This window comes from Phaeobacter sp. SYSU ZJ3003, from assembly GCF_041300735.1.
Classification (GTDB): domain Bacteria; phylum Pseudomonadota; class Alphaproteobacteria; order Rhodobacterales; family Rhodobacteraceae; genus Phycobacter; species Phycobacter gallaeciensis_A.
Map to the genome: position 1 here is coordinate 19,977 of NZ_PXNU01000014.1, position 12,090 is coordinate 32,066.

General features: G+C 65.6%; 4 protein-coding genes. 2 read left to right on the forward strand and 2 right to left on the reverse strand.

Annotation, left to right across the window (positions count from 1 at the left end; all coding sequences use genetic code 11):
• Position 1: 1 nt before the first annotated feature.
• On the forward strand, positions 2-2,053 hold the full coding sequence (locus C6W91_RS06370) for a hypothetical protein (RefSeq protein WP_274837938.1): 2,052 nt from the start codon (positions 2-4) through the stop codon (positions 2,051-2,053).
• A 20-nt stretch (positions 2,054-2,073) separates the two neighbouring features.
• Here the strand turns inward: C6W91_RS06370 and pbpC are convergent, their stop codons facing one another.
• Entirely contained in the window at positions 2,074-4,098 is a 2,025-nt protein-coding gene (gene pbpC, locus C6W91_RS06375) for a penicillin-binding protein 1C (protein WP_370570590.1), read from the reverse strand.
• An 89-nt stretch (positions 4,099-4,187) separates the two neighbouring features.
• A complete protein-coding gene (locus C6W91_RS06380; RefSeq protein WP_370570587.1) occupies positions 4,188-9,629 on the reverse strand; it encodes an alpha-2-macroglobulin family protein in 5,442 nt (1,813 codons plus the stop codon).
• 144 nt (positions 9,630-9,773) lie between these two features.
• On the opposite strand from C6W91_RS06380, the gene C6W91_RS06385 reads away from it, so the two are divergent.
• The gene (locus C6W91_RS06385; RefSeq protein ID WP_370570588.1) at positions 9,774-12,068 is read left to right on the forward strand and encodes a response regulator; all 2,295 of its coding nucleotides are present in this window, start codon (positions 9,774-9,776) and stop codon (positions 12,066-12,068) included.
• Positions 12,069-12,090 lie beyond the last annotated feature (22 nt).

Genomic DNA, 12,090 nt, shown 5'->3' on the forward strand with positions numbered 1-12,090 from the left:
GATGACGCAGACGATCCTGTTCGACCCGCTGCTGCCCTGGCCCGTGATCTGGGCGCTCGCCGCTGTGACGGTACTGGGCCTAGCGCTGGCCATCTGGGCGCGGATGCGCGGCTGGCTGCTGCGCGCGGGCGCCGCCCTTGGCCTGCTGGCAATGCTCGCTGGGCCAGTGGTGCAGAACGAAAACACCGCCCCCTTAAGCGATATCGTGGTGGTGGTCGCCGATAAAACCGCCAGCCAGAGCCTGCCTGCCCGGCCCGAGCAGATGGCCGAGGCCGAAGAAGAGCTGAGACAGGCGCTAGAGGCCCGCCCCAATACCGAAACGCGCTGGGTCACCCTGCCGGATGCCGCCGATGACAGCGGCACCGCCCTGATGCAGGCGGTTTCCGATGCGCTGGCCGATGCGCCGCGTGGCCGGATCGCCGGGATCATCGCCCTGTCGGACGGTCAGATCCACGATGCCGATCAGGCCCCCGACCTGCCTGCGCCGCTGCACCTGTTGCTGACCGGCAAAGACAGCGACTGGGACCGCCGCCTTGTGGTGCGCAACGCGCCCGCCTTTGGCATCATCGGAGAACCCGTCACCCTGACGCTGCGGATCGAGGATCAGGGCGCCGCGCCCGACGCCGCCGCAACCGCGCCGCTGGAAATTGCGATCGATGGCGCCGAGCCGAAACGGTTCACCCTGCCGGTCGGTGTCGATTTCGAACTGCCCATCGCCCTGCCGCATGGCGGGCGCAACGTGATCGAATTCTCGGTACCCGAAGCTGCCGGAGAGCTGACTGCCCGCAACAACACGGCGCTGATCCAGATCAACGGCGTGCGGGACCGCCTGCGCGTGTTGCTGGTGTCCGGAGAACCGCACCCCGGCGGGCGCACATGGCGCAACCTGCTGAAATCGGATAGCTCGGTGGACCTGGTGCATTTCACCATTCTGCGCCCGCCGGAAAAACAGGACGGGGTGCCGGTGGATGAGCTGAGCCTCATCGCCTTTCCCACGCGCGAATTGTTTCTGGAGAAGATCGACGATTTCGACCTGATCATATTTGACCGCTACAAACGGCGTGGGATTCTGCCTGCGATCTATCTCGACAACGTCGCCGATTACGTGGCCAAGGGCGGCGCCGTGCTGATCGCGGCGGGGCCGGATTTCGCCAGCGCCGCCAGCATCTACCGCAGCCCCCTGTCGGCGGTCCTGCCCGCCAGCCCCACGGCGCGGGTCTTTGAACAGCCCTATCTGCCCCAGGTCACCGATCTTGGCGCCCGCCACCCTGTCACCTCGGGACTGAAACGGGAAAGCACAGACGGGACGTGGGGCCGCTGGCTGCGCCAGATCGATCTGCAGGAACCGCAGGGACATGTTCTGATGGAGGGTGTCGAGGACCGGCCGCTGCTGGTGTTGAACCGCGAAGGCGAGGGACGCGTGGCGCTGTTGGCATCGGATCATGCCTGGCTATGGAGCCGCGGCTATGAAGGCGGCGGGCCGCAGCTGGAACTGCTGCGCCGCCTGGCCCACTGGATGATGAAAGAGCCAGAGCTGGAGGAAGAGGTTCTGACCGCCGAGGCCACCGGCCAGAAGATGCAGATCACCCGGCGCACGCTGCAGGACAGCATCGGCGCCGTCACCATCACCGCGCCGGATGGGTCCGAGACGGTGCTGGACCTGCAGGAACGGGCGCCGGGCGTCTGGCAGGGCAGCTATACCGGCGCCGAGATCGGCCTGTACCACCTCAGCGAAGGCGAGGCCTCAGCCGTCATCGGACTGGGTCCGGCGGCGCCCCGGGAGTTCGGCGAAACCGTCGCCACCGGCGAGGTGCTGCGCCCGGTGGTCGCCACAGCGCGGGGCGGTATCCTGCGGCTGGAGGACGGTCTGCCGCGTCTGCGCGATGTGCGCGAGGGGCGCCCGGCCGCCGGACGTGGCTGGATCGGTCTGACCCCGCGCGAGGCCTATGAAACCCTGTCGGTGTCACAGCATCCGCTGCTGCCTGCCTGGCTGGTGCTGCTGGTTATTGCCGCGCTGATCACCGCAGGCTGGCTGCGCGAAGGACGCGGCTGACCCGGGCCGCAGATCTGCTATCAGTCGATTTCGATCGCGGCCCGGGCCGAGCGGCCCGCCGCATCAAGCACCACCAGATCGGAAAAACCAAGGCCGGGACTGGGGATTTCGAACTCCCGCGCCTGCTGCCCCTGCAGCACCGGTTTTCCATCCGCCAGTACCACGAAAGGCGCAGTGCCGCCGCGCAATTTGACCGGCAGCCCGCCGCCCTCCAGCGCCAGCCGGGCGCCATTCGGGGGGAACAGCATCTGCGGCGCATTCTCTGCCGGTTCGAATACCGCGTCCCGTGCCCGGAAGCGGCGCAGCGGCGCGGGCAATTCCGCCGCCGACAGGATCAGGGTCGCGGCGGGCGGCGGTGGCAGCGCGTCAAAATCGGGCTTCAGCAGACCAAAGGCCTCGAACAGCACCGGCGCGGCCAGATCACCGCCAAAGGCCCCCGGCACCGGGGTGCCATCCGCCCGGCCCATCCAGACGCCGATCACATGGCGCCCATCCCAGCCCAGCGCCCAGGCATCGCGGTGGCCATAGGACGTGCCGGTCTTATAGGCCAGAACACCGGCCCGTGCCCCGGGTGGCGGCGCCAGCCCGCGCAGCACATCGCCCAGCTGCCAGGCCGCAACGTCCGATATCATCCGGGGGCGATCCTGCTGCGACGCCCCCCGCAGCACCCGCAGCGCCGGTCCCTGCCCGCCCGCAGCCAGCCCGGTATAGATCTGCACCAGATCCTGCAGCGAGGTGCCAAGCCCGCCAAGGCTGATCGCCAACCCCGGTTTGCCGCCCGGCAGCCGGGGATCGGCGCCGCCCCGGCGCAGGGCCGCCATCACATGCGCCGCGCCCAGCTCGCGCGTGAGCTTCACCACCGGGATATTCAGGGACAGCTGCAACGCCTCGCGCACCCGCAAGTCGCCACGAAAGACACCGTCGAAATTCTGCGGCGCGTAGCCGTCGAAATCCACCGGACCGTCATGGATCAGCGTCTCGGGGTGCACCAGTCCACGATCAAAGGCCAGCCCGTAGACCAGCGGTTTCAGCGTCGAGCCCGGAGAGCGCAGCGCCTGTGTCATATCGACAAATCCCTGCCGCCCCTGATCGGCGTACCCGGGTGATCCGACCGAGGCGAGCACCTCTCCGCTCTGGTGATCCACTACCATCAGCGCCGCCGAGAGCCGCGCGCCGCTGCGCCGCGCCGCCGCCTGTACCAGCTGCTCCATCCGCTGTTGCAGATCGGCCTGCACCGTCAGGGACAGGCGCCGGGCGCCGGGATTTACGGACAGGGCGCGGTCAGCCAGATGCGGTGCCAGCCGGGGCATCGCAGCCATCTGCCGGGGCAGGCGCGCCTTGGTTGCGATCTCGGCGCTTTCGCTGTCCAGAACACCATCAGCAACCATCCGCGACAGCACCTGCGCGCGTGCTTGTCGCGCGGCCTCGGGCGCCCGATCCGGGCGGCGGCTTTCCGGGGATTGCGGCAGCGCCACCAGCAACGCCGCCTCTGCTGCGGTCAACCTTCGCGGTTCCTTGCCCAGCCAGACGTAACTGGCGGCCCGCAGCCCTTCGATATTGCCACCATAGGGCGCATGGGTGAGATAGAGCCTCAGGATCTCAGCCTTGCTGAGCCGCCGCTCCAGCGCCAGGGCCACACGGATCTGCCGCAGCTTGCCGGACCAGCGCCCGGTCGAGCCATCCTCCAGCAGTCGTGCCAGCTGCATCGTCAGCGTCGAGCCGCCCGATACCACCCGACCATGCCACAGCGCCTGCCCACCCGCACGCAGGATCGCCAGAACATCCACCCCCGGATGCGACCAGAACCGGCGATCCTCATAGGCGATCAGCATCTCGGTGAACCGGGGATCCACCTGATCGAGCTGCAGCGCCATGCGCCAGATGCCATCCCCAACCGGGTAGACCCGCAGCAGGCGGTCCTCGCGGTCCATTACCTCGAGCGAGGTTTCGGCAAGGGTCAGCGGCAACTCGGTATCGGCAACCCAATCGTCGAACAGACGCCAGCCGATACCGAGCAGCAGTGCAAGCGCGGTAACGGCCCACAGACCCCGCCGCCAGAAGGTCGGACCACGGGCACATTCACCACGCGCTGACCGAGTGGTAAGCGCGCGCAAGTATGCCCGCCAACTGCCGGTCACCGGACCTGCACGCGGCCTGCGGCGGTGCGGGCGCGGTAGGCTGGACGGTACATATCCTCGACCGAGGCTGCCGGGTGATGGAAGCTGCCCGGCGTCACAGCCCGCGTGACATAGGCCAGCGTCACGGTTTCGGTGCCGCCGATATCTACCGCTGCCAAGAAGCGGTCAGAGCGGAACTCTGCATGGGTTGCCTGATCCAGCTTCAGCCAATCGAGATCGCGCAGATCGCCCGAGCGCAAGAGGTTCGGATTGTCGATCTCAAACCCCGCCGGAAGCGGATCATCCACCATCAGCCGGGCACCGGTGCCTTCATGCGGCACCACGCTCAGCACGGTCACGAAACGCGCCCCGGTTTCAAAGCTCAGCTCCGCGATCGGTTCGCCCTCCAGCGTGTAATAGCTGCGGTTCAGCGTGTAGCCATAGCCGCCCGCCTCGGGCGCGACCATGGGCACGCCAAGAGTGGTCAGGGTAATCTCGGTGCTGCGTCCCGAAGCTGCTGAAATGGATTTCCCCGTGGCTGCGGCGCTGCCATCCAGCACCTCGACAAAAGGCCCGGCAACGCTTTGACCATTGACCAGCAGACCGCTGCTCTCGGGGCTCGTGACCAGTGCCTGCGCCGCCAGCAGAGTCCATGCGGCCTCCTGCGTGGACATCCGGCTGCCATCCTCGGTCACCCGGGCCATCAGGTATTCCTGACTGACCGCTGCACTTCCGGCCTCACTTGCCAGCGCCAGGACCGCAGCGGCATCGCGGCGATGGGTGCCGTAGTCGACCCGCCAGACCGGGGTTTCCGCGCCGCTGCGGCCCAGCATCTGCGCCGCCCGCCCGAACATGCGGTCGGCGCGGGGTTGATCGCCATAGGCCGCCAGCGCAGCGCCCAGCTGCGCCGCCGCCAGCGGGGTGGCGAAATCGCCTGCCTTCACATCCGCATAGTAGCGCAGATCGCCCATAGCAGCGGCCCCTTCGCGGGCCAGCACCATCAGCGCATAGGCAATGTCCTCGCCTCCATCGTCGAAATCGGGGGCGTAGTTGATCCGGTTGCGCAGGTTGTCCATCGCCTGGGCAAAGGCCTGATCGGGCACCGCATAGCCCTGCGCCCGGGCGCGGGACAGGAAATCGCTGGCATAGGCATCAAGCCAGAAATCACCGCTTTCGGCGCGCCACAGGCCAAATGCACCGTTGCTGGCCTGCCGCGTCAGCACCTTGCGGATCGCCGCATCAATGCGCGCCTTCACAGCCGGTCCATTGCCCAGACCCGCCGCCTCGGCCACCGAAGAGAGATAGAGCAGCGGCATCGCCGTCGAGGTCACCTGCTCGGTGCAACCATAGGGGTAGCGATCCAGCTGCGCCAGAAGACCGGGCACGTCGAACTTGGCCAAAGGTCCGGCAGAAAGCACCGCCCGCGCCGAGCCGGGCCGCAGTCCGGCAAAGACATCGGCGCTGAACTGGAAACTGTCGCCGCCCGACAGCCGGAAGCGTCGGGTCTGCGCCACGACGGGATCATTGGCCCGCACCGGCATTCGCAGCCGCTGCACCAACGGCAGCCCAGCGGGCGTCGTCAGGGTCAGCTCGATCTCGGGATCGCCCACAGCCCGTGCCGACAGCGGCAATTCGAGCACCGCCTTGCCCTGCTCGGCCAGCGTCACCGCGCCCGGCAGGGGGCCAAGCTCCAGCCCCGTGCCGATGGCACGCGCCGACAGGGCCATCTCGCCCGCCGGTCCATCCGCATGCACGATCTCGATCCGGGCGCGACTGCTATCGCCCGGCGCAAGGAAACGCGGCACGGTCGCGGTCACCACCACCGGATCACGCACCAGCATGTCTGCCTCGGCCTGCCCGACCGCACGCTTTGACCAAGCCACTGCCATCAGCCGTACGGTGCCGTTGAAGGCAGGCAGATCGACCGGGAACAGCGCCTCGCCATTGGCGTCCAGCTGCAAGGGGCCAGAGAAGACCGCCACCAGATCCTGCGTGGGCGGTGGCGATTGCATGCGCATGCCGTTATCCGCATCACCGCCCGAACGCACCTGCCCCATCGCGCCATTTCCGGGATCAATCAGACGCCCGTAAAGATCGCGCAGCTCCATCCCCAGCCGCCGCTGACCATGGTAATGCGCGGAGGGATCGGGGCTTTTGAAACCGGTGAGGTTGAGAATGCCGAGATCAACAGCGGCAACCGTTAGCCAGACCTCTTCTCCCGCTGCGGCCCCATCGACCCGGACCCGGGCCATTTCGGTGCCGCGCGGACGGGCGACCTCAGGCACATTGATAGCAACCGACAGCTCCTGCCCCGGCTGGGCCACGCTGGCATGCGCCAGACCCAGCGCCCGCGCCGGTTTCCGGCTGGCCTTGCCGGTGACGGGCTGCAGCACGGTTGCCGTCACATAGGCGCCGCTGCCCCAGGCTTCGGTCACAGTGAGGGGGATCGTGCTTTCGCCTGCGGGCACTTCGACGGCCATGCGGTCAATCAGATGGTTGGACACCACCGAGATCAGCGCGGTGCCCCCAGCCCGGGGTACGATACGCAGACGGGCAGTATCGCCGGGCTGATAGCTTTCCGCATTCAGCGACAGCTCCAGCCGATCCGGGGTCGCGGCGCTATCCGCCGGGGCATACCAGCCCGCGTAGAAATCCAGCGCCGCCGTCACCGGCGTGCCATCCAGACGTTCGATGACCAGCTCATAACGGCCCCACTCCACCGGCTCGGACAGGTTCACCGGTTCCTGCCCCAGCGTTGTCTCGCCGGTGGCGATGCGGGTGCGGCGGGTGGTCGGCTCCCAGTTCCAGTTGCCGTAAAGCTGATACCACTGATAGCGCGTTTCGACCCGGTTCAGGGTCCATTTCACCTGCATCGGCAGGGGGCTGAGGTCAGGGCTGAGGGCGATCACCTCGAACCCGGCCTCGCTGCCCTCGCCCACCACATCATCGAACAGGGGACGAATGCCGATCACCGGGGTTGCGGGCCGCACCGGCAAGGTCAGCTCGCGCTCGACCGGGCGGGCGGCGCCATCCATGACGCGGGTCACGATGGTCGCCTGCATCGGTTTGCCCATCGTCGCCGCCGCTGGCAGCGACACCACGACCGAGGCCTGCCCCGCCGCATCCGTTTTATCGCCGCCAAAGTAAGAGCGCTGCGGGCTGCCGGGCGCATCATAGCGGCCAAAGCGATACCCCGGCCAAGCCGCAACCGTGTCGCTGGCGCTGAGCCGCAGATCGCCGTCGATGGTCAGCCCCGACCCCGGCGCGCCAAACAGATAGCGGGCCGAAATATCAAGCTGCGCCGCCTCGCCCGGCACCAGTGCCGCAGCATTCGCGACAGTCTGTGTGAAGTCGATCCGTTCGGGCAGGAAATCCTCAACCAGGAGCTGCCGGGTGGCCAGCGCAGGGGCCTTGGGATCCGTTTTCAGGTCCAGACGCCAGGTGCCGCGCGGCGCGGACTGACCGATCGGTAAGTTGAACACATGCCCCCCGGCCTGTCCGCCGTCTGATACCTGACGGCTGTACTCGACCCCATCGGGACGGTGCAGGATTGCGGTCAGCGGCAGGTCGGTAATGGCGCGGGCACCACTATCGCGCGTCAGGGCGGTGACATGGATCACCTCCCCGGCCCTGTAGGCACCGCGATCCGTTGCCAGGAAGACATCCACCGGCCCCGGCGCGGGACGACCTTCGACCCCGCGATCCGACAGATCGAATGCTGCATCCTTCAGAGATAGAAAGGAAAAATCTTCTTCCCCCTGCTGCGCCATGACCATTGCCGGGGCAGCGGCGCCGCGCCCGCGCGACAGGCCTGGATCAAACCGGACATAGCCAGTGGCATCGGTCCGCGCCGTGGCCAGCACCGCGTTTGCGTTCGAAATCAGCGTCACTTCGACATCCGCACGCGGCTTGGCGTCGGTGAGACCCTGCACCTGAACATGCAGCCCGTCCGCGCCGGACATGGTGCTGAGGCCAAGGTCGGTTAACACAAACCACTGGGTCGCGCCGGGGTCCTCATACGGGTCGGCGCCGGGCACACGGGCCGTCAGCGCATAAACCCCTACCGGTCGGTCAGCCAACACATCGACAAGCGGAATCCGGGTGGTCATATCCTGGTTCAGCGCATCCTGAACGCTGGCCGTACCGGTCCAGACCTCCTGCCCGATGTCCGAGGCAAAGTATTCATCCTGCCAATGGGACAGCGGGCGGCCGAAATAACCTTCCTGCAAGGTGCGCAGCAGGTTGCGGTCGCTGACCTGCCGCAGTTGCAGCGCGACTTCGCGCAGGTTCACGGTCTCCACCGGCAGCGCCACCTGATCAGATTTCGCCAGCACATAGGCCCGGCCCGGGAAACGGACCGATGGGGTCCGATCGCGCACGTAATGGGTCAGTTCGACCTCTTTGCTCAGGACCTCACCGCTGGCGGCAGGTAGACCGCGCCGCAAAGCGATTCGGTAGCGCTCGCCATGTTCGGCGCCATCAAGGCAAAGCTGACGGCCACTGGCTTCGGCAGCCAGTTCGGCCCCGGCCCCCTTGATGTAATCGCCATAATCCACACCGCTGCGGGCAAGATCCTCGGAGAACTCCACGCAGATCCGCGGCGTGGCGCTGTCGCTTTCCACGGTGCTGTCGGTGACGCGGAAACCATATTTGCCGATGGCTTCATCCAGCAGCGCTGCCGTGTCGGCCCGGGGCGCAAGATCCTGCGCCAGACGCAGCACCGACAGCATGTCGCGGCCACGCCCCAGCCTCTCAAGCGCGCGTCCCGCCGTCACCAAAGCCTCGGCCTGCAAGGGCGCCGCCTCGGCCCGCAGGTATCCGTTCAGCGCCGCAGACAGGGCCTGCTGCCGTTTGGCGTTCTTGTTCTGCTTGCTCTGGTCTGCGATTCGCAGCCACAGGGCGGAAACCTCGGTCCACAGGGCCGGATCATCGTTCACGGCAACCGCCGCGCTGAGCCAGCCGAGTGCGCTTTGCACGCCGCCCGCGCGCGCCTGACCGCGCCCGGCGCGGATCATATCGTCCAGAGTTTCACCCCGTGACGGATAGCGCAGACCAATCTGCCGGGCCTGCCGCAGCGCTGCCTGCAGATCGGCGGGACGCAGGATAGTGAGTCGCTCAGCCCTCTGGGAGGCCGCCGCCTGCTGCGCCGCAGATATTGGGCGTTTCAGCGCCGAAATCGCACCGGTGTAGGGCGTGGCCTCTTTCATTTCGGACTTTGGAAAACAGGCGTTTGCCTTGTTGTTATAAGAAAATCCAGCACAGGCCTGCTGCGCGCTGCAGGCCCTTTGGCAAGCGTTCAGATCCGTATCGAAAAGGGCCTGCAGATCGGATCCGTAATAGTCAGTATCCGCAAAGGACTGGTACCGCACCTGTGGCAAAACGGGATCCGGCCCCGCCTGCACCGACGCAGCAAAAAAACCGAGAAATGAAAGCAAAACAATAAGAAACCGATCCAACATGGCACCCTCCGAACTGAGGTTAAGCTTGCACGCACTTAACGCCATAGCAAGGTTTCCCGTCGTAACACCAATCATGGCCAATTTGCCGCCCGAGTTCAGGCTCGGAGTAAACACGCCATTTAATTGAGGATGGAGCTAGCAGGGATGAACCTTGCCGAGAAACTCGCTGAGGAACGCCGGGCACGCCTGGCGGCAGAGCGGCTGCTTGAACTGAAGCAGGCCGAGCTGACCGCAGCGAATCGCAAACTCGGGCGTCACGCGCTGGCTCTGACCCGGCAGATCGGTGTGACCCAGGCCGAAGTTGCCAACGTACGCGACGAAAACGCCAAGGTGAAATCCGACCTCAGCATGGCCAACGAAAAGATCGAAAAGGCCGAACGTCGTCTGTGGCATTCGATCCAGGCCTTTCAGGACGGCTTTGCCTTCTTTGATTCCGACAGCAAGCTGATCGGCGCCAACACTGCCTATCTGAACATCTTTGACGGGCTAGAGGAAATCACCCCCGGCGTCTCCTATGTGCGGATCCTTCAGATCCTGACAGACGAAGGCCTGGTCAATACCGAAGAGCTCAAGCCGGATCACTGGCGGTCGATGATGACCGATCGCTGGATGTCCCTGAAACCAGAACCCATCGTGATCCGGATGTGGGACGACCGTTATCTGCGGCTGTTCGATCAGCGCGGACAGGGCGGCGATGTGGTCAGCCTTGCGCTCGATATCACCTCCTCGGTCCGTTACGAGGAAGAGCTGCGGGCCGCCCGCGAACGCGCCGAATCCGCCAACCGCGCCAAATCCGCCTTCCTCGCCAATATGTCCCACGAGATCCGTACGCCGATGAATGGCGTCATCGGCATGGCCGAACTTCTCAGCGACACCGAGCTGAGCGAGGAGCAGCGTCTTTACGCCAATACGATCAAGAACTCAGGCGAGGCGCTGTTGGTCATCATCAACGACGTGCTCGATTACTCCAAGATCGAAGCGGACAAGTTGGCACTGCACCCCGAGGCCTTTGACCTGGAGCGCAGCATCCACGAGGTGGTCATGCTGCTGCAACCCACGGCCCGGGACAAAGGCCTGGCGATGCTGGTGGATTACGACATTTTCCTGCCGACCCGTTTCGTGGGCGATCCCGGCCGTATTCGTCAGGTTCTGACCAACCTGGCCGGCAATGCGCTCAAGTTCACCAAGGAAGGTCATGTCACCCTCCGGGTCACCGGTGTAACCAACCCGGACGAGAACCTGTGCTGGATTCATGTCACCATCGAAGACACCGGCATCGGCATTCCTGCGGAGAAGATCGAGCACATCTTTGGCGAGTTCAACCAGGTCGAGGATGAGCGCAACCGCAAATTCGAAGGCACCGGTCTGGGTCTTGCCATCTCCAAACGCCTGATCGGCATGATGCGCGGCGAGATCTGGGTCGAAAGCGAGGAAGGCCAGGGATCCTGTTTCGGTTTCCGCCTGCCGCTTCCGATTCCGCAAGGGGCGCATACCTCGGTTCCCGAGATGACACCCGGCCTGAAGCGGATCCTGCTGGTCGACGATCTGCAGCTCAACTGCGAAATTCTGCAACGCCAGCTGAAACTGCGCGGCATCGATGTGACCACCGCCCATACCATCGCTGACGCCATGGATGCGATGGCCGCAGACATCGATCTGGTGATCTGTGAACATGGCCTGCCTGGCGGTGGCGGCGTGCAACTGGCCCGTGATCTGCGCAACGGCAAATGGAACGACGTGCCCCTCCTACTGCTCAGCTCCAACCCGCACACGGTGCAGGACGCCGACGTAGAAGATCTGAAGCTATATATTCTGCAAAAGCCCACGCCCCGGGATGAGCTGTTTGAAAAGCTAAACGAGATCGCGGCCGCCCTGCCTGGAGCGCAGCCTGCAGCGCCGGACGCGGAACCGGGTGCCGCCCCCGGGGAGTTGACCCTGGAAGAGGCCTATGCCGCCGACAACGCCAAGTTGGTGTCCCCCGACGGTGAAGGTGCTGTTCTGGATCAATCCGAAGATCTGGCCTCGGCCCCCCGGCAGATGCGGGTTCTGGCTGCCGAGGACAACAAGACCAACCAGCTGGTGTTCCGCAAGATGGTCAAACATATCAATATCGACCTGCGCTTTGCCAATAACGGGGTCGAGGCCGTGGCGGCCTATCAGGACTTCGAACCGGATCTGATCTTCATGGACATTTCCATGCCGGTGATGGATGGCAAGCAGGCCACCATGGAAATCCGCAAGATCGAAGAGGAAACAGGCCGTCACGTGCCCATCGTCGCCCTGACCGCGCATGCCATGGCTGGCGATTCCGAAGGCATACTGGCGGCGGGCCTGGATCATTATCTGACCAAACCTCTGCGCAAGGCGCTGATCCTCGAACGTATCGGTGAATACGCCCCGCAGGATGCCCAGCCGATCGATCTAAGCCCAGCCGCCTGATCCACCTCCACGACAGCGCCAT